17 protein-coding genes are annotated in these 20,103 nt (G+C 53.7%); all 17 read left to right on the top strand.

Features of this window, described 5'->3' with window-relative positions:
* The coding region (gene uvrA, locus Q3981_RS04930; protein ID WP_303124339.1) for an excinuclease ABC subunit UvrA at window positions 1–1,436 on the top strand (1,436 nt) is incomplete at its 5' end.
* 70 nt (window positions 1,437–1,506) lie between these two features.
* Window positions 1,507–2,889 (top strand): cystathionine beta-synthase, encoded by a 1,383-nt coding sequence (locus tag Q3981_RS04925; RefSeq protein WP_303124338.1) that lies wholly within the window; start codon window positions 1,507–1,509, stop codon window positions 2,887–2,889.
* Window positions 2,890–2,950: 61 nt separating this feature from the next.
* The gene (locus tag Q3981_RS04920) at window positions 2,951–4,114 is read left to right on the top strand and encodes a cystathionine gamma-synthase (RefSeq protein ID WP_303124337.1); all 1,164 of its coding nucleotides are present in this window, start codon (window positions 2,951–2,953) and stop codon (window positions 4,112–4,114) included.
* A gap of 418 nt (window positions 4,115–4,532) precedes the next feature.
* Window positions 4,533–5,084, top strand: coding sequence for a translation initiation factor IF-3 (gene infC, locus Q3981_RS04915; protein ID WP_012731471.1), 552 nt, complete (start codon window positions 4,533–4,535; stop codon window positions 5,082–5,084).
* Between the two features lie 171 nt (window positions 5,085–5,255).
* On the top strand, window positions 5,256–5,450 hold the full coding sequence (gene rpmI, locus Q3981_RS04910) for a 50S ribosomal protein L35 (protein ID WP_046202952.1): 195 nt from the start codon (window positions 5,256–5,258) through the stop codon (window positions 5,448–5,450).
* 49 nt (window positions 5,451–5,499) lie between these two features.
* Window positions 5,500–5,880 carry a 50S ribosomal protein L20 gene (rplT, locus tag Q3981_RS04905; protein ID WP_012731473.1) on the top strand — a complete coding sequence of 127 codons (381 nt, stop codon included), beginning with the start codon at window positions 5,500–5,502 and terminating at the stop codon, window positions 5,878–5,880.
* Between the two features lie 257 nt (window positions 5,881–6,137).
* Entirely contained in the window at window positions 6,138–7,112 is a 975-nt protein-coding gene (locus Q3981_RS04900; RefSeq protein WP_368410089.1) for a TrmH family RNA methyltransferase, read from the top strand.
* Between the two features lie 50 nt (window positions 7,113–7,162).
* Window positions 7,163–8,200 carry a phenylalanine--tRNA ligase subunit alpha gene (pheS, locus tag Q3981_RS04895; protein WP_204088390.1) on the top strand — a complete coding sequence of 346 codons (1,038 nt, stop codon included), beginning with the start codon at window positions 7,163–7,165 and terminating at the stop codon, window positions 8,198–8,200.
* Window positions 8,201–8,254: 54 nt separating this feature from the next.
* Entirely contained in the window at window positions 8,255–10,801 is a 2,547-nt protein-coding gene (pheT, locus tag Q3981_RS04890) for a phenylalanine--tRNA ligase subunit beta (RefSeq protein ID WP_303124336.1), read from the top strand.
* A gap of 41 nt (window positions 10,802–10,842) precedes the next feature.
* The gene (argC, locus tag Q3981_RS04885; RefSeq protein WP_303124335.1) at window positions 10,843–11,916 is read left to right on the top strand and encodes an N-acetyl-gamma-glutamyl-phosphate reductase; all 1,074 of its coding nucleotides are present in this window, start codon (window positions 10,843–10,845) and stop codon (window positions 11,914–11,916) included.
* Window positions 11,917–12,022: 106 nt separating this feature from the next.
* The gene (argJ, locus tag Q3981_RS04880) at window positions 12,023–13,204 is read left to right on the top strand and encodes a bifunctional glutamate N-acetyltransferase/amino-acid acetyltransferase ArgJ (RefSeq protein WP_303124334.1); all 1,182 of its coding nucleotides are present in this window, start codon (window positions 12,023–12,025) and stop codon (window positions 13,202–13,204) included.
* 118 nt (window positions 13,205–13,322) lie between these two features.
* Window positions 13,323–14,357: an acetylglutamate kinase gene (gene argB / locus Q3981_RS04875; protein ID WP_303124333.1), complete on the top strand. Its 1,035-nt coding sequence runs from the start codon at window positions 13,323–13,325 to the stop codon at window positions 14,355–14,357.
* A gap of 76 nt (window positions 14,358–14,433) precedes the next feature.
* The gene (locus Q3981_RS04870; protein ID WP_303124332.1) at window positions 14,434–15,696 is read left to right on the top strand and encodes an acetylornithine transaminase; all 1,263 of its coding nucleotides are present in this window, start codon (window positions 14,434–14,436) and stop codon (window positions 15,694–15,696) included.
* A 133-nt stretch (window positions 15,697–15,829) separates the two neighbouring features.
* A complete protein-coding gene (gene argF, locus Q3981_RS04865; RefSeq protein ID WP_303124331.1) occupies window positions 15,830–16,783 on the top strand; it encodes an ornithine carbamoyltransferase in 954 nt (317 codons plus the stop codon).
* 49 nt (window positions 16,784–16,832) lie between these two features.
* Window positions 16,833–17,327: an arginine repressor gene (locus Q3981_RS04860; protein WP_221927354.1), complete on the top strand. Its 495-nt coding sequence runs from the start codon at window positions 16,833–16,835 to the stop codon at window positions 17,325–17,327.
* 106 nt (window positions 17,328–17,433) lie between these two features.
* On the top strand, window positions 17,434–18,630 hold the full coding sequence (locus Q3981_RS04855; RefSeq protein ID WP_296138028.1) for an argininosuccinate synthase: 1,197 nt from the start codon (window positions 17,434–17,436) through the stop codon (window positions 18,628–18,630).
* 104 nt (window positions 18,631–18,734) lie between these two features.
* Window positions 18,735–20,103, top strand: a 1,369-nt coding sequence (gene argH, locus Q3981_RS04850) for an argininosuccinate lyase (RefSeq protein WP_303124330.1), incomplete at its 3' end; no start/stop codon positions are given.

Here is a 20,103-nt window from a genome sequence, read left to right as displayed (position 1 = left end):
TTCTCGACGTCGGACTGGAGTATCTCTCACTATCTCGTTCGGCTGGAACCCTTTCAGGTGGAGAAGCTCAACGTATTCGCTTAGCGACGCAGATCGGCTCAGGCCTGGCGGGCGTGCTCTACGTTCTTGACGAGCCTTCGATTGGCCTCCATCAGCGCGATAATCAACGATTGATCGCCACTCTGGAACAGCTTCGCGATCTTGGAAATACTCTCATCGTTGTCGAGCACGATGAGGAAACAATTCGAACAGCGGATTGGCTGGTCGATATTGGCCCTCGTGCTGGTGAATATGGTGGGGAAGTGGTCTATCAGGGCCGACCGGATGGCATCGAGAAGTGTAAAAACTCGTTAACCGGTGACTATTTATCCCGTCGACGGGTGTTGGCCGTTCCGGACAAGCGTCGAGAACTTGATAAAGACCGTCACATCACAGTCATTGAGGCTAAAGAAAATAATCTAAAAAATATCGATGTGTCTTTCCCGCTCGGTGTTTTAACCGTCGTCACTGGGGTATCAGGGTCAGGTAAGTCGTCTTTGGTGAATGGTGTCCTGGCATCGACATTGCAGAGAGATTTGAACGGTGCTCGCGTCGTTCCAGGCCGTCACCGTCGAATTGAGGGGCTGGATCAGCTGGACAAGTTGGTGCAGGTTGATCAGAGTCCGATCGGTCGGACACCGAGGTCAAATCCGGCTACTTATACGGGAGTGTTTGACAAGATTCGTAATCTTTTCGCCGAAACACAAGAGGCAAAAGTGCGCGGCTATAAAGCCGGTCGCTTTTCATTCAATGTTAAAGGCGGTCGGTGCGAAGCATGTCGAGGCGACGGGACAATCAAGATTGAAATGAATTTCCTCCCCGACGTGTATGTTCCGTGTGAAGTCTGTCATGGCGCGCGGTATAACCGGGAAACTCTTGAGGTCAAATATAAGGGTAAAAACATTGCCGAAGTCCTCGATATGCCCATTTCTGAGGCTGCCGACTTCTTTGAACCGATCACCTCTATCCACCGGTATCTTGCAACTCTTGTCGACGTTGGTCTGGGTTATGTCCGTTTGGGGCAGTCGGCAACGACGTTGTCCGGCGGTGAAGCTCAGCGCGTTAAATTAGCTTCCGAACTGCAAAAACGCTCTCGTGGGCGGACGGTTTATATCCTTGATGAGCCAACGACCGGGTTGCATTTTGAAGATATTCGGAAGCTTATGCTGGTGATTCAAGGTCTCGTAGATAAAGGGAACTCCGTCATCGTTATCGAGCACAACCTAGATGTCATCAAGATGGCAGATTGGGTCATCGATATGGGGCCAGAAGGCGGTGCCGGCGGTGGACGTGTCGTTGATCAGGGGACGCCTGAAGATCTCGTGGACCGTCGGGAAGAAACCGGTTCCTATACCGCGAAATATTTGGCGGATATGCTCCCTGGAAAGAGTGATTAATTAGAGCTACAGCCGAGTTACAGACCGGTCGGTCTAACTGATTGGGATCGGGGTTTCTATACTCGATCCCATGAAATTGTTGAAACACATCACTGAGGCAGTTGGTGATACGCCCCTAGTGCAACTGCAGTCTGTTGTTCCGGATGGAGCAGGCTTAGTCGCTGCCAAAATTGAATACCTTAACCCGGGCGGAAGTTCTAAGGACCGCATAGCGAAAAAGATTATCGATGCTGCGGAGAAAGAGGGAAAACTCAAGCCCGGCGGAACCATTATTGAACCGACGTCGGGAAACACCGGAGTCGGTTTAGCCATGGTTGCCCAAGAGCGCGGATACCAGTGCATCTTTGTTTGCCCCGATAAAGTGGGAAAGGACAAAATCGATGTCCTGCGCGCTTACGGCGCTGAAGTCGTTGTGTGCCCGACGGCCGTAGAGCCCGATAGCCCTGACTCGTATTATTCCGTGTCAGATCGTCTCGTTTCCGAAACGCCCGGAGCCTTTAAACCTGATCAGTATTCCAACCCCAATGGGCCGGCTAGCCATTACGAATCCACCGGCCCAGAAATTTGGCGGGATATGGACGGGGAAATTACTCACTTCGTAGCGGGAGTGGGCACCGGCGGAACAATTACGGGCACGGGCCGTTTCCTCAAAGAGGTTTCGGACGGAGCAGTCAAGGTCATTGGTGCTGATCCCGAGGGCTCGGTCTATTCGGGTGGTTCCGGACGCCCGTATCTCATCGAAGGAGTCGGTGAGGATATGTGGCCCGACGCCTACGACCGCAACCTCCCCGATGAGATCATTTCCGTGACCGATGCTGAAGCCTTTGCGATGACGCGTCGCTTAGCAAGGGAGGAAGGTCTTTTAGTCGGTGGATCGTCGGGAATGGCCGTTGTTGCCGCAATAAAGGTTGCTCAACGCGATCCGGATGCCAAAATTGTTGTTCTTTTGCCTGATGGTGGCCGGGGATACTTAGGCAAGATTTTCAATGACGAGTGGATGCTTTCGTATGGTTTTGATACCGGACGCCCCCGTGAACAAGAAGAGCCGACGATAGCCGACATCCTTCGTCGTAAGAATGATTCAGCCTCGTCGCTTCCCGCTTTCGTTCATACTCACCCGAATGAGACCATCCGTGATGCCATCAATATTTTGCGGGAATTTAACGTATCGCAGATGCCAGTCTTAGGGGCCGAACCTCCGATTGTGGTGGGAGAAATTCGTGGCGCTGTCACCGAAAGAGGCCTGCTACGAGCTGTGTACGAGGATGGTCATTCGTTGTCGGATTCGGTGTCGTCCGTGATGGAGGACGCCATGCCCCTCGTCGGCGATCAAGAGCGAGCATCTGAAGCGATCAAGCAACTAGAAAGTGTGGATTCACTGATGGTTCTCGCTGACGGTGTTCCGGTTGGAGTGGTAACTCGTCAAGATCTGCTTGGTTTCGCCAAAAAGTAAAGCATATAAAGAGCGAAGCCTAGTGGGAATAAAACCACTACGTTCTGAAGAAAGGGAAAACATGAGTGACATAGAAAAGGGAGACGTTCGAGACCGAGGATTGGAGACGTCTGCCGTTCACGCTGGGTGGACGCCGGAAGCTGCAACTGGAGCAGTTAACCCACCTATTTATGCAACGTCTACCTATGCTCAAGACGGAGTCGGTGGACTGCGCGGCGGTTACGAGTACTCCAGGACGGGAAACCCGACCCGTACTGCGTTGGAAAAAGCAATCGCTGAGCTGGAGCGAGGCAAGTACGGACGTGCCTTTGGCTCTGGAATGGCGGCTAGTGACGCAGTTTTGCGGGCCATGCTCAAACCCGGCGACCACATCATCATCCCCAATGACGCATATGGCGGAACATTCCGCCTCATTGACAAGATTTTTGCGAAGTGGGGGATCGATTACACACCAGTGGCAATTAACGATCTCGACGAGGTGCAATCCGCGCTCACTGATCGGACGCGGATGGTATGGGCTGAGTCCCCAACCAATCCGCTCCTAACCATTGCGGATATCCCTGCTCTGGCTAAAGTCGCGCACAGCGTGAACGCTCGGTTGGTGGTTGACAATACGTTTGCTACTCCGGCTTTGCAGCAACCGTTATCCCTCGGCGCAGACATCGTCGTCCATTCGACTACGAAATACATCGGTGGGCACTCTGATGTGGTTGGCGGAGCAGTAGTGACGTCGGATCAAGAGGTCGATGATGAGGTCGCTTTCCTACAGAATTCCGCTGGTGCGATTGCTGGGCCCTTCGATTCATTCCTTACTCTGCGTGGGTTGAGGAGCCTGCCAGTCCGGATGGAGCGACACAGCGCGAATGCCCAGGCCATAGCTGATCGTTTAGTTGATCACCCCGCGGTTAAAGAGGTCATTTATCCAGGGTTGGAAAGCCATCCCGGGCACGCGGTTGCCGCTGCTCAAATGTCTCACTTTGGTGGCATGGTCTCTCTTCGACTCGCTGACCACGATGCTGCGCAGCGTCTATGCAAGAACACATCGGTCTTTACACTCGCCGAATCGCTTGGCGGAGTTGAATCACTGATCGAGCACCCAGCAGCCATGACCCACGCGTCGACAGCGGGATCAGTGCTGGAAGTTCCTGATGACTTGGTTCGGCTTTCGGTTGGTCTAGAATCTGCCGAAGACCTTATCGCCGACCTATTGCAGGCACTTGACTAGTTACCACACCTGGCCGGTAGCACACCTTCAATCGACGCATCCCTGGAGCGATTAGCTAAAGATTTGGTAGTAGTCCACGACCCTGCTATCCTGATCGACACGACCGTCCGACGTGGTGGAAATCCACGCGGGCTACAAGCGGAGGATGCTCCCACCACGTGACCGCCGAAAGGTTGGACTCTGGTAGAAGGTTACCGATAAGTTCTGGCTTACGTTCAGAACTTATGTGTTGGGCCTTGGTGGCATCCCCGTCTTACAGAGTGGATCTGTAAAGCGGGGATTCTTTTATGGCGCAGCAAAGGAACCTACTCCTCAGGTGTTGGCACTCGTGCATCATGCGCACTCGTGAAAATGCCTGTGAGTCCGGTTCAAAGGTTTATCCAGCGCTTGTAGCACGTCAGTGCGGCCAGACCAGTCAATGTTCATCCCTATTGAGGAGTCTCACATCAGCGCTGAAGCTCGCATTAATGAGCGAATTCGTGTCCCCGAAGTTCGACTCGTTGGTCCTAGTGGCGAACAGGTTGGAATCGTGCGTACCGACGATGCTCGCAAGCTCGCCTATGACGCCGATCTTGATCTTGTCGAGGTTGCGCCACGTGCAAAACCGCCTGTGGCCAAGATCATGGATTACGGCAAGTACAAGTACGAGCAAGCACAAAAGGCTCGCGAATCTCGCCGCAACCAGCAGCAGACCGTCGTCAAGGAACAAAAGTTCCGGCCCAAGATCGACGATCATGATTATGAGACTAAGAAGGGCAATGTTGTCCGGTTCTTGGAGAAAGGCTCCAAAGTGAAGGTCACAATCATGTTCCGTGGTCGCGAGCAGTCTCGTCCGGAATTAGGTTTCCGGTTGCTCGAGCGCTTGGCTGATGACGTCGCCGATGCCGGCGTCGTTGAATCTCGGCCCAAGCAAGATGGTCGCAACATGACTATGGTTCTCGGTCCTGTGCGTCGCAAAGGTAAGAAGTAGTCCTTCTCACAACTACAGGGCAGTGCATGAACTGCTGAGAGATTCCCGTGCGTTTCTTTCGGCGAGTGCTCTGCCCAGTGTGGCGTGAGCCGAGAAGTCGTAGATCGAGTCACGACGATCTCGGCAGCGTGCAAGACCAACTCATTCAATTTGTGCAAAGGAAAATCGGCAGTGAAGCAGAAGACCCACAGCGGAATTAAGAAGCGCATCAAGAAGACGGGCTCCGGCAAACTCCGCCGCGAGCAGGCTAATCGCCGTCACCTTCTCGAGGGCAAGCCATCGACCCGCACCCGTCGTTTGAAGGGCGATACTTCCGTTTCCCGTAACGACACCAAGCGCGTTAAGCGGCTCCTGGGCGAGGGCTAGAAATCACCCGCTCGATAACACCCCCGACTAGATAGAAGGAAGTAACACTGTGGCTCGTGTGAAGCGTTCAGTTAATGCTAAGAAGAAGCGTCGCGAGGTCCTGAAGTCCGCCAAGGGCTACCGCGGACAGCGTTCCCGCCTGTACCGTAAGGCTAAGGAGCAGATGCTCCACTCGAAGACCTACGAGTTCCGGGATCGTCGTGCGAAGAAGGGCGATTTCCGCAAACTGTGGATCACTCGTATTAATGCAGCGGCCCGCCAGAACGACATGACCTACAACCGCCTCATCCAGGGTCTCCGACTCGCTGGCGTAGACATTGATCGCAAGAACCTCGCTGATCTCGCAGTCTCGGATGAGCAGGCATTCTCCGCATTGTGTGCGGCTGCTAAAGACGCCTTGCCCGAGGATGTTAACGCCCCGGCGAAGTAGTTTTTAGCTTCCCTCGGCTCCACATCATCAGCGTGTGTCATCGCATCTTCCTGTGATGGTCACTGCTAGTACATCGTGGGGGCGGGGTATGTTTTTTCGTCGCTCCATTGAGAGCGACGTTTTCTTTATATTGAGTGAAGTCGGGTTAACCACAAGCGAACTCGGGTTTCTACGACCATTGTCTGACTCGATACATTGCCCATAGCGGCCCGCCGTCCACAAGAATTGAAAAGAATTGCTGAGTGATGTGCGATCACGTGGATAACATTTCCGAAACGTCTACCGATTATCCCCACCATCGTTTAACCGATGATCGACCAGATCAGGTTTTTACGGTACGAACTCCGAGGATTATCGCAGCCCGGAAGCTACTTAAGTCGGCTGGTCGACGAAAAGAAAAGAAGTTTCTTGTCGAGGGCTTCAACGGGGTAGAGGGTGCTTTATCGGCCGGGGTCGCCAAAGAAGTATTTGTGGCCGATAACGCCTGGGGCAAGTTTTCTACGTTACGAGAGCTGGCTCGCGAACAAGATATTCCGGTGAGCGTAATCGATGATAAAGCTGCTTCAGCCTTGTCTGAGACAGTAAGCCATAGCGGAGTATTCGCCACCTGCCAATTACTCTCCACATCAGTGGAATCATGTATCAACCGCGCGCGAAACGGGCGTGGTCTCGTCGCCGTCGGAATTGATATGTCTGATCCGGGTAACGCTGGGACGTTTATCCGAACGGCCGATGCCGTTGGTGCGGACTGCGTCGTATTCCTAGGAAATTCGGTTGACATTCACAATGGCAAGACTGTGAGATCGGCGGCGGGGTCAGTTTTTCGCATACCCATCGGGCGTGAGCGAGACATAACAAAATCCCTCGCCGATTTATCCTCAGCTGGATTCCAGATAGTAGCGACGACTATCGACGGTGAGACCTCCCTGGACGACGCTGCCGACGACGCTGCTCAATGGCGTATTCGGCGTGCGCAGAGAACAGAAGGCGTGGGGGGAACAGAAGATACGGGGGCGTCGTCTAACCCTCCGATGATGACTCGTCCCAGCGCCTGGCTTTTTGGCAACGAAGCCCATGGGCTGTCAACAGGTGTCGCCGACTTTGCCGACGTCAGGGTCCGCATTCCGATCAGAGGAAGCGCTGAGTCGTTCAACGTCGCTGGTGCTGCTGCGATTACGCTTTATGAGGCTTCACGCGCTCTTAGTTCGTCCCAAGGTATTGATAGACTCTGATTCAGATTATCGACGTACGTCACTAGTTACTCGTGAAAGGTTTCACCTCCGTGTCAGAAATTGATGTGTCCGAAGCATCACTGAATGCCGCCGCTGATGCTGCGATTAGTGCATTTGATCAAGCGACGACGCTGGACGATCTAGCACAAGCACGTAAGGAGCATCTTGGGGATTCCGCGCCCATCCCGCTGGCACGACGATCGCTAGGTTCCCTGCCGAAATCAGAACGAAAAGACGCCGGTCGGGCAGTGAACAAGGCTCGTGGGCGCGTCGAAAAGCGTTTTGCAGAGCGCAAGGCTGTGCTTGAGGAAGAACGTAACCAGGCTGTATTGCGTTCTGAGCGCCTGGATGTCACGATCCCGTCAACGCGTCGGCCCGTCGGGGCGATGCATCCGATCACTCAAATTTCTGAGCACATTCAGGATATTTTCGTCGGCATGGGGTGGGAAATTGCCGACGGCCCCGAGGTCGAAGCCGAGTATTTCAATTTCGATGCGTTGAATTTTGTACCCGATCATCCTGCGCGAACGCTGCAGGATACATTCCACATCGCTCCGGAAGGCTCGGGCCAAGTACTTCGTACTCACACCAGCCCGGTGCAGATGCGGACCATGTTGTCCCGCGATTTGCCCATTTATATCGCGTGCCCTGGACGGACATTCCGCACGGATGAACTGGACGCGACGCACACACCGGTCTTCCACCAGGTAGAAGGCCTAGCAGTGGATAAGGGCCTCACGATGGCGCACCTTCACGGAACGTTGGACCATTTAGCGAGAGTCCTTTTTGGGGAGAACACTAAGACGCGTTTCCGGACCAATTATTTCCCTTTCACTGAGCCCTCCGCGGAGGTCGACGTCTGGTTCCCAGAGAAGAAAGGCGGAGCAGGTTGGATTGAGTGGGGCGGTTGCGGAATGGTGAATCCCAACGTCTTGCGAGCTGCCGGCATAGATTCGGACGAATATTCAGGTTTTGCATTCGGCATGGGGCTAGAGCGGACATTGCAGTTTAGAAATAATCTTCCTGACATGCGTGACATGGTTGAAGGAGATATCAGGTTCACCAGGCCATTCGGGATTCGGGCATAGCCTCCGCACCACTACTTCGTCTGCTATTCATCTTTCTTCTTTAAGGAGTCTTCCATGTTCATGCCCCAACGTTGGATTACTGAAATCCTGGACTACGCAAATCCCGGCTGGTCAGTTACACCAGAAGAGCTCGATTCTGCCTACGTTCGTGTTGGGTTTGAAACTGAGGGATACGAGACAATCCCCGAGACGACGGGGCCACTTGTCTTAGGCCGGGTGGAAAAAATCGAGGAGCTTGAGGGTTTTAAGAAACCAATTCGCTACTGTGATGTCAACGTTGGTAAAGCTAATGGCTCGGGCGAACTCCAACACATTATTTGTGGGGCGCGAAACTTTGCCGAGGGGGACATCGTTGTGGTGGCCCTGCCCGGCACAGTTCTTCCTGGCGATTTTTCGATTAGTGCCCGCAAAACGTACGGCAAAATGTCCGAAGGAATGCTGTGCTCTGCGATGGAGCTGGGATTGTCCCGGACTCAGAACAAAGGCATCATCACTCTGCCTGCAAAGGCGGGACAGCCCGGCGACGACCCTCGGCCTTTCCTCAGGCTCTCCGACACTATTTTTGATGTCAACATCACCCCAGACCGTGGCTATGCTCTGTCGGCCCGTGGGCTAGCACGAGAAATTGCATCCAGTTTCAACCTCACGTACGTCGATCCCGCTGGCGAACCTGCAGCCGCGGAACTACGTGTCCAGGTGCCCGATGTGTCTGGGGACGCTCTTCCGGTTGATGTTCGTAATACAGCTGACGTCAAGCGTTTTGGAATCCGCGAGGTTCGCGGAATTGATCCGTCGGCGGAGACTCCATTTTGGATGGAACGCCAACTGATGCTGTGCGGCCAAAGGCCAGTGAATTTGCCGACCGACGTCACCAACTACGTCATGTTCCTGTATGGCCAGCCCATGCACGCCTTCGACGCTGACAAGATCAAAGGCGGCTTAACTGTACGGGATGCGCAGCAAGGCGAAACGCTGACCACGTTGGACGGGGTCGAAAGGAATTTGGATCCTGAGGATCTCGTCATCGCGGACGAGACCGGAATTCAGTCAATGGCTGGTGTGATGGGCGGTTCTACGTCGGAAATTAGTGATTCGACGACGTCTGTCTACCTCGAAGCTGCGAACTTTGATGCGATGACTATTGCGCGGACATCGCGGCGTCACAAACTGTCGTCCGAGGCTTCCCGACGCTTCGAACGTGGTGTCGATCCCGCATTGGTAGAAGTTGCTCTTGATACCGCGGCGGCGCTCATCGCTGGGATCGCTGGGGGCGAGATCGCGTCCGGGCGGACCCTCATTGGCGACGTTCCCACTATGCCGACGATCCAGATGGACGACGATTATCCGTCACAGATGGCGGGCGTCGATTATCCGAGGGGAACTGCGGAGAAGCGTCTGAAGGAAATCGGATGTGGTGTGACTCGAGCCCAGGAAGGCGAGGGCGCAGCTCCGCTGCTCTCCGTTACTCCGCCGACCTGGCGTCCCGACCTCACTATGAAGGCCGACCTGGTTGAAGAGGTTCTGCGACTCGAAGGCATTGAGGACATTCCATCTGTCGTTCCTCAGTCGCCGGCAGGTCGTGGGCTCACCCCCCGGCAACGGCGGCGCCGTGCAGTCGGACATGCCTTGGCGTGGAGTGGATACACTGAGACTCTACCCAGCCCCTTTATCGCAGATGACACCTTTGATGTCTGGGGTCTGGAGAAGAACGATCCACGGCGGAATGTCGTTAAGGTTCTTAATCCGCTGGAATCGGGGCACAGTTCACTGGGAACAACACTGCTTCCGTCGTTGCTAGAGTCATTGAAACGCAATATCGACCGTGGTCAAGCCGATGTTTCTTTGTATGGTGTCGAACAGGTTTCCTTTGATGAGGGCAATGGCCCATCACCCATGTTGGATGTGTCGGGCCGGCCCAGCGACTCTGAGGTTCACGCACTTATCCATTCGTTACCGAGCCAGCCATTGCATGTAGGCACTGTCTCGTCAGGATTGTGGACGAGCAATGGTCCATGGGGTGCAGGTCGTCCGGTAGACACGATGGATGCAATTGAGTCCGTACGCGTGGTCGGACGTGCCGTGGGTATCAACTTCGAGTTCGTGAATGTTGACCATCTACCGTGGCACCCGGGCCGTTGCGCTGGAGTTTTCTTGCAAGGTTCTCCGAATTATGAGCCTGAAAGTGCAATTGGGTTCGCAGGGGAGCTTCATCCTCAGGTGTGTGAGCGTTTGGGAATTCCGCCGAGGACTGTTGCTGCGGAACTTGATCTGGATGCTATCCCGTTCGTCCGTGAGGCAGTCTCTCCTCAGCTCTCTCCGTTCCCGGCGGTGCTTCAAGATGTCGCGGTCGTCGTCGACAACTCGGTGCCTGCAGAGAAGCTGCGTCGATCGTTGATGACGGGTGCGGGGGAGCTGCTGGAATCGATTGAACTCTTTGATATTTACCGTTCCGAGGCATTGGGCGAGAACAAGGTTTCAATGACCTTCGCGCTGAAATTTAGGGCTTCAGATCGGACTCTGACTGAAGAGGAGTGCAACGAGGCCCGGCAAGCGGCAGTGGCTCATGCCAATGAGGAGTTAGGGGCCACCCTCCGTAGCTGAATAATTTGCACACGAGTGCATATATAAGTACTGTCCGTCATATGACAGTTTCAGTGGCAGTAGCCGGAGCGACGGGATATGCGGGTAGCGAAATCCTCAGGCTCCTTCTCTCCCATCCTCAGTATCGGGCCGGTGCTATGACCATTGGGGCATTGACAGGCGCTTCTCACGCAGGTCAAAGTGTTGAAGCCCTCATGCCCCACTTGGTGGAATTGCACGGACGCACCATTGAAAAGACCGAGCCTGCCCGCCTGGCTGAGCATGACATCGTGTTCCTTGCGCTGCCACACGGTCATTCAGCGAAGATCGCGCAATCTTTACCGGATGAAACGCTAATCATTGACTGTGGGGCCGATTTTCGTCTCGCAGATAAAGGGCAATGGGAAGCGTTTTATGACTCTCCTTATGCGGGATCATGGCCGTATGGAATTCCCGAGATGCCCGGGCATAGGAAGAAAATCGCCAGTACTCGGCGCATTGCTGTCCCCGGATGTTTTCCGACCGGCGCGACGCTGGCTGTACTTCCAGCCTTGACCTCGAAGCTCATCACCCCAGAAGTCTCCATTGTTTCTGTCACGGGTGTGTCGGGTGCTGGTAAGAAGCCCTCGGTGGACATGTTGGGGTCAGAAACAATGGGTTCAGCGCGGGCGTATAAGGCGGGTGGGAAACACCGCCACACCCCAGAAATCACTCAAAACTTACAAGAAGCGTGTGACGAGCCTGTTCAGGTATCTTTCACTCCTGTTCTTGCGCCGATGCAACGGGGGATATTGACGACGGCATCCGCCCCAGCATCGGACGAATTGGTAGCTCTCACTGAAAAAGACCCTGAGGCAGCTCGGGACGCAGTCAAAGCGGCATATCGGTCGTTCTATAGTGATGAAAAATTTGTCGTTGTTTTAAACGGCGATCAGCAACCGGCAACTCAATCCGTGTTGGGATCGAACGCAGTCCATATCCAGGCCGAATACGATGTGGCAGCCCGACGAGTGGTCGTGACCTCAGCTATTGACAATTTGGTCAAGGGAACTGCCGGAGCTGCTATCCAATGCATGAATCTTGCACAAGGGTGGCCGGAAGATTCCGGATTGAGCGTTAATGGGGTTGCGCCATAATCCCGAGGACCTTGGCTTCGTAAGGGTTTCTTACTCCACATTGTCGAGTATTTATTTAGCGCTTGTCCATGTTTAGCACCGGATTATTTATTTTTAAGGAATAGTTGTGTCATCACTGGGGATCACCGCACCGATGGGGTTTCGAGCTGCCTCGACCACGGCAGGTATTAAGGAATCAGGCAAACCCGACATGTGTCTCGTCGTTAATGATGGGCCGCATGATGTAGCAGCAGGGGTATTCACTCGAAATAAAATTCGGGCTGCACCTGTCGAGGTGACGAGCGCCAACATTAGCGACGGCCATCTACGCGCCGTGGTTTTTAATGCCGGTAACGCGAATGCGTGTACAGGTGAGCGGGGGATTAAGGACGCGCGCGACATGGCTTCCGCTGTGTCCTCATTTCTGCACTGTGATGCTCACGACGTGGCTGTGTGCTCGACTGGGATCATCGGCGATCATCTCCCCATGGAGTGTGTCAACGCGGGGATTGATGTATTAAGCCGTGGCATAGATTCGGCAAATGCTTCGTCGGACGACGCCGGTACGGCTGCGGCAGAAGCGATCATGACGACCGATACTGTTCCCAAACAGGCAGGCTATGTGGGCGACGGCTGGGGGATCGGAGCAATGGTTAAAGGAGTGGGAATGATTTCCCCTTCCTTGGCTACGATGCTCTGCTGCATCACTACCGACGCGGTCGTGGACGCAGACACGGCCCGCGATGCGTTGCGTGGAGCAGCCTCAACAACGTTTGATCGCTTAGATATTGATGGATCGACCTCGACGAATGACACGGCCTTACTTTTGTCGTCGGGCGCCAGTGGTGTTTCACCTAGCCCGGAAGAGTTTGCGCACGCGCTTCATCAGGTCTGCAATGACCTTGCCTCACAGATGCAAAGCGATGCTGAGGGTGTGACTAAACGAGTCTCGATAAAGGTCATCGGTGCTGCTAACGACTCTGAGGCGCTGGTCGCGGCCCGAACCATCGGGCGCGACAATTTAACGAAGTGCGCCATGTTCGGTTCTGATCCCAACTGGGGCCGTGTGCTAGCTGCTGTAGGAATAGCCGACGTGGAGATGGATCCGCATGGTATCTCGGTGTCATTTAACGACCATGTGGTGTGTAGGAATTCTGCAGCTGTCGAGGGGAGTCGGGACGTCGATATCTCAGGTCCGGATATCTCCGTGGTCGTGGATTTAGGCACAGGGAGCCAAGGAGAGGCCACTGTCCGTACCACCGATCTTTCTTTCTCATACGTTGAAATCAATTCAGCGTACACAACGTAGGCGCGTCATGACGTCGAAAATCCAGGGCCAATCTTTATATTGACTTCTTTACGATGTGCTCGGTGATCATGGAATTAGTGATGATGAAATTAATGCTTGCGGGTGAGGGACAATAATCATGGTGAAGTCATTAACGGCCGCGTTAACTCCAGAAATGCGGGCACATACTTTAGCTGAGGCTCTTCCGTGGCTCACTCACTATCGAGACACCATTGTCGTCATTAAATATGGCGGCAATGCCATGATTGACGATGATTTAAAGCGCGCTTTTGCGGAGGACATGGTCTTTCTTCGGACTGTCGGCGTTAAGCCAGTCGTTGTCCACGGTGGGGGACCACAGATTAACGAGATGCTTTCGCGTCTAGGGCTTGAAGGCGAGTTCAAAGGTGGATACCGGGTCACCACTCCTGAGGTGATGGAAGTCGCCCGAATGGTTTTATTCGGGAAAGTGGGCCGAGAACTCGTTAACCTTATCAACCAATTTGGTCCTTATGCGGTGGGTACGTCAGGTGAGGATGCGAGCTTATTTACTGCTCGGCAACGCTATGCCGTCGTAGATGGAGTTCAGGAAGACATCGGATTAGTCGGCGATATTGTTGATGTCGAGCCATCGACGATTGTGGATTTAATCCAGGCTGGGCGGATTCCAGTTGTGTCGACCATTGCGCCAGGTAACGACGGTCATGTGTACAACATCAATGCGGATTCTGCGGCTGCTGCACTGGCACAAGCATTAGGCGCCGAGAGACTACTGGTCTTAACGAATGTCGAAGGACTTTATACCGAGTGGCCAGATAAGGAATCCCTCGTTTCAAAGATCACGATCTCTGGAGCTCGTTCAGTGTTTCCCCGGTTGGAATCCGGCATGATCCCGAAGATTGAATCTGCGGTCGAGGCAGTTGATCACGGCGTCAAAGCGGCAAGCATTATCGATGGCCGCATTGCTCATAGCGTGCTTTTAGAATTATTAACTTCGGGTGGTATCGGCACGATGATTATCCCCGATGGTGAGGATCCTGTCGTCCGTGCTGATCACCTCATTTATCGCCATTCTTACGGGATGGATGAAGAAGGAATAGTTTATGGTGCGGATCGTCGTCCCTACAGAGGGGATAGCCCGCAGAAGCCAACGGACCCTGATTCCGCTCAGTGATCCTAATTCAGTTTCAAAGCTCTACTTCGTAACGCCCCGGTGTGCTCCACAAATCTGATGTATCGAAAGTTGTGACATGAATACTCCTGTAGAAGTCGATGGTCTTCATCCAGAGAAATCCTGGAAAGACCGTTGGTCGTCGACGATGATGAACAATTATGGCGAACCGCCATTGCAATTGATCAGCGGTCGCGGTGCCCGAGTGAGGGATTCCCAGGGGAAAGACTATGTCGACTTTCTTGCGGGTATCGCGGTTAATTCACTGGGGTATGGGAATGAAAAAGTAGCGAAAGCTGTCGCCACTCAAGCGAGTAGCCTTACCCACACATCAAACCTTTTTTCCAATAAGCCATCATTGCTTTTAGCTGAAAAGTTGAAGGAACGGCTGTGGGAAGGCCGTCGTGATGAAAAGGATCACGATGCAGACAGTGATCGCACTATCTCAACCACTCGGGTAGCGTTTTGTAATTCGGGAACAGAAGCTAACGAGATGGCTTTTAAGTTAGCTAGACTCACGGGTAAGCGTCGTATATTGGCTGCGCTGAATGGGTTTCATGGTCGGACAATGGGGTCATTGGCTATGACGGGCCAACCAGCCAAACGCGATATTTTCGGCCCGCTCCCTGGGGGAGTCGAGTTTTTCCATTACAACGACACGTCCTATCTAGAAAAACTCGTTGAGATCCAGCCGGATGAGGTCGCCGCGATTATCGTCGAACCAATTCAGGGCGAGACCGGCGTGATTCCCGCGTCGAGGGATTTTTTGAGAGATATCCGTCGGATCGCGGACCGTGTCGGCGCTCTCATGATTTGTGACGAGGTGCAGACGGGTAACGGCCGTACCGGAGACTATTTTGCATTTCAGGATGCGGGAATTATTCCCGACGTGGTGACCACGGCTAAAGGATTGTCAGCAGGACTTCCCATAGGTGCGTGCGTGGCGACGGGGAGAGCGTCCTCTTTCTTTACTCCAGGGGCTCACGGCTCTACGTTTGCTGGCAATCCGGTCGCGGCATCTGCTGGGTTAGTGGTCCAACAATACTGCGACGACGGCCTTGTGGATCACGTCAAGAGTATTGGTAGCCGATTGCGTACGGCATTGTCATCGCTGCCTCATGTTGTTGAGGTGCGGGGGCGGGGTCTCATGCTCGGGGTTGTTTTAGATTCGCCCGTTGCTAAAGAAGTCGTGTCAGACGCGCGTGACCGTGGAGTAATCCTCAACGCCCCCGCGGAGGCGGTATTGCGTGTCACTCCACCTCTGGTTCTCACTGATGAAGAATGCGACGAAGGCGTGAGCCGACTGAAAGAATCGCTAGAGAGTGTAGTGCGAGATCAATGATGCGTCATTGCAACTTAATACGGTGTCCCTGGGGGAGGGTAAAAGACTCAGGTAATAGTAGAACCATCAAGATCGTTTGATATACAGTTACATTTCGGTATTTATATATAGACTTAATTATGAGGTGTGAATAATGGAGAAGATCCGACATTTTCTCAAAGACGATGATTTATCATCATCAGAGCAAGCTGAGGTATTAACGCGCGCTCTTGAAATGAAAAAGAATCCCTTCGGGTTTCGTCCATTAGAAGGGCCACAGTCCGTCGCCGTCCTGTTTGATAAGACCTCGACACGTACGAGGTTTTCCTTCGATGCAGGAATCGCGCAGTTGGGCGGCAATGCCATTGTGGTTAACTCTGGTAGTTCCCAAATTGGTAAAAAGGAAACGTTCGAGGATACGGGGGCAGTGCTCTCTCGTTTCGTGACAGCGATCGTGTGGCGAACTTACGAGCACAGTAATCTCGAACGTATAGCGTCAACAGCGACTGTCCCCGTGGTCAATGCGCTTTGTGATGATTATCATCCGTGTCAAATTTTAGCGGACCTTCTCACAATTATTGAGCACTGTACTCCTCACAGTGAAGTGAGCGAATTGCATGGTTTAAAGGCCGTGTATCTGGGGGATGGAAATAACAACATGGCGAATTCATATCTGCTTGGATTTGCCATGGCAGGTATCAATATAACGATTTGTTCTCCTAAAGGTTTTCAACCACACGCCGCTATCGTGAAGCGGGCTCAAGGTCTTGCCGCAGACACAGGGGCATCCGTCGTGGTGACTGACGATGTTGACGCAGTAGCCGGAGCAGATGTCGTCATTACCGACACGTGGGTTTCCATGGGCTTTGAAAATGATGGCCTCGATCGTCGAACACCGCTCCTGCCATACCAGGTCAATGACGAGGTGATGGCACGAGCGAAAGAGAACGCGATTTTCCTCCATTGCCTTCCGGCCTACCGGGGTAGCGAGGTGACGTCGTCAGTCATCGATGGCCCTCAGTCACGCGTTTTTGATGAAGCAGAAAACCGTCTTCACGCGCAAAAAGCACTCTTGTCGTGGGTTATAGAGCATAATCCTTATTCGTGATTGTCGTGGGAGACTTCGTGGTTCTCGTCGGTTTGAGAGAGGTTGATTAATGTCGAAACATGCGCCATCGACGCGCACTGCCCGCCAGGCTCGAGTTTTGGAGATCCTGCAATCTCATCATGTCTCGAATCAATCGCAGATCATCGAGTTGTTGGCACAGGACGGGGTGGAAGTCACTCAGGCGACGTTGTCACGGGATCTCGATGAAATGGGGGCGCGGAAGGTCCGTTCCTCTGACGGGGCAAGTTTTTATACCGTCGACGGCCCCGACGCGGAGCCCGATTCGGACGGCCGAATGGATAAGCTACGTCGAACCTTGGCGGAGCTTTTGGTCTCGACGGACTTCTCTGGAAACTTTGCCGTGCTTCGTACGCCTCCGGGAGGTGCCCAGTATCTCGCTAGTGTGATTGACCGTGCTCCTTTGACGCAGGTCGTCGGCACAGTCGCTGGTGACGACACTATTTTCGTGCTGTCCCGTGAACCGATGAACGGTGAGCAACTCGCTCGGTATTTCGCCGGAGTTTCGTCATACTCGTCTCGATGACTAAACTTATCCGCATATTTGAATAATACTCACAGATGTTTGTGGCTATCGGCCGCTGACCTCGAGTTATCTACTTTTCGTTTACTCAATTTTCAAGGAGAGTCTTGTGACTAATCGTGTTGTTCTCGCCTATTCCGGTGGCCTGGATACATCGGTAGCTATCCCGTATTTGTCGAAGATGACGGATGGCGAGGTCGTCGCAGTGTCCATCGACCTGGGCCAAGGCGGCGAGGACATGGAATCGGTGCGTCAGCGTGCTCTCGCCTGCGGTGCGGTTGAGGCAATCGTCGTCGATGCAAAAGATGAATTTGCTGAACAGTATTGTTTGCCGGCCATTAAGGCAAACGGTCTGTATATGAAGCAATACCCGCTGGTATCTGCGCTTTCTCGGCCGTTAATCGTGAAGCATTTGGTGGAAGCCGCTAAGGAACATGGTGGCACCCACGTTGCCCACGGCTGCACCGGCAAAGGAAATGACCAGGTCCGGTTTGAAGTAGGTTTTGCCGACACCGCGCCTGACCTGAAGATTATTGCGCCTGCACGTGATTATGCGTGGACCCGCGATAAGGCAATTGCCTTTGCTGAAGAGATTGATTTGCCCATTGAACAATCGGCAAGTTCGCCTTTCTCCATTGACCAAAACGTGTGGGGCCGGGCAGTCGAAACAGGATTCCTCGAGGATTTGTGGAACCCGCCGACGAAGGATCTGTACGCATACACAGAAGAACCGTCACTGGGAAATGCTCCCGACGAGGTCGTTATCTCCTTCGAAGGCGGTAAGCCCGTCGCTATCGACGGTCGGCCTGTCTCGGTGCTTGAAGCGATCGAAGAGATGAATCGCCGCGGTGGCGCCCAGGGTGTTGGTCGGCTCGATATGGTCGAGGACCGCCTCGTCGGAATTAAGTCCCGTGAAGTGTATGAGGCTCCGGGTGCAATGGTGCTCATTCGGGCTCATGAAGCGCTGGAAGACATCACGGTTGAGAGGGAGCTCGCGCGGTATAAGCGGGGTATTGATGCCCGGTGGTCTGAAGAGGTCTATGACGGACTGTGGTTCGCGCCGTTAAAGCGTTCGCTTGATGCCTTTATTGACTCAACACAGGAAAATGTTACGGGCGATATCCGTCTTGTTCTCCATGAAGGCCGGATCACGGTGAACGGCCGCCGGTCGGATAAGTCGCTTTATGATTTCAATTTAGCGACGTACGACACCGGGGATACTTTTGATCAGACGCTGTCGCGTGGCTTCGTGGAGCTGCACGGTTTGTCTTCGAAGATTGCCTGCAAACGAGATCGTGAACAATAGTCACGATATTTTCTTCGCGTATTTGGCATAGTGTCTTTTCGGGAAGCAAAGCTCACTGTGCCTGAGATACCGGGTCTGAGGTAGTGGGCATCAAAGGAGAAATAATGGGAATTTCGGCGCATAAAACGAATCAGGGCTCTTTGTGGGGAGGCCGGTTCTCTGGCGGCCCGAGCGATGCAATGTTTGCCCTGTCCGTATCCACCCATTTCGATTGGGTTCTGGCACCATACGACGTTTTAGCGTCGAAAGCTCACGCCAGGGTTTTGCACAGCCGAGGTCTTCTTAGCGACGACGACTTCGAAACGATGATAAACGGTTTGACCCAACTCGGTGACGACGTCGCGTCGGGCGCTTTTAAGCCGGATCCCACCGATGAAGATGTCCATGGCGCCATGGAACGTGGTCTCATTGAGCGCGTGGGGTCCGAGGTCGGCGGACGCCTTCGTGCAGGTCGCTCGCGCAACGATCAAGTCGCCGCCCTTTTCCGTATGTGGGTGCGCGACGCCGTTCGAAATGTCGCAGCCGAGGTCATTGAATTAGTTAACGCCCTCGCTGACCAAGCCGAGGCGCACTCCCACGACATTATGCCTGGTAAAACTCACTCCCAGGCTGCTCAGCCCATCCTGGTTGCTCATCAGCTTCTGGCTCATGCGCATCCGCTGGTGAGAGATGTCGACCGGCTTAAAGATCTGGACAAGCGCTTGGCGGTGAGTCCGTATGGTTCAGGTGCTCTTGCAGGTTCCACTCTCCATTTGGACCCAGAAGCTATTGCGGAAGAGTTAGGGTTCAATTCCTCGTCAGAGAACTCGATTGACGGAACGAGTTCCCGAGATTTTGCGACAGAAACTGCTTATGTGCTGGCACAAATTGGTGTCGATATGTCGCGTCTTGCGGAAGAGATTATTTCTTGGTGCACACCGGAATACGGTTATGTCACCCTTGATGATGCGTGGTCGACGGGATCGTCGATCATGCCGCAAAAGAAAAATCCTGATGTCGCTGAATTGACTCGTGGCAAAACTGGACGCTTGATTGGTAACCTTGCGGGTCTTATGGCGACGTGTAAAGCACTCCCATTGGCCTATGACCGCGATTTACAAGAAGATAAAGAGCCCATAGTTGACTCAGTTAATCAACTTCTTTTGCTCTTGCCCGCTATGACCGGTTTGGTCAAGACGTTAACCTTCCATACCGACCGAATGCGTGAATTGGCGCCTCGCGGATTCACACTGGCGACAGATCTCGCGGAATGGCTTGTGCGTCGTGGTGTTCCGTTTAGAGAAGCTCACGAGGCATCGGGATCGTGTGTCCGGATGGCCGAAGCTCGAGAAGTCAGCCTTAAAGACTTGACTGACGAGGAATTGCGCTCGGCTCATCCGTCGTTAACGCCAGAGGTGAGGGAAGTGCTCACCGTGGAGGGCTCAGTTGCATCCCGCGACACTAAGGGAGGTACCGCGAGACCACGCGTGATGG

The sequence above is a fragment of the Corynebacterium sp. genome, assembly GCF_030530965.1.
In the GTDB taxonomy this organism is placed as follows: domain Bacteria; phylum Actinomycetota; class Actinomycetes; order Mycobacteriales; family Mycobacteriaceae; genus Corynebacterium.
Note: the sequence above shows the minus strand (reverse complement) of the source record. Positions and strands in the feature narration are given on the sequence as shown.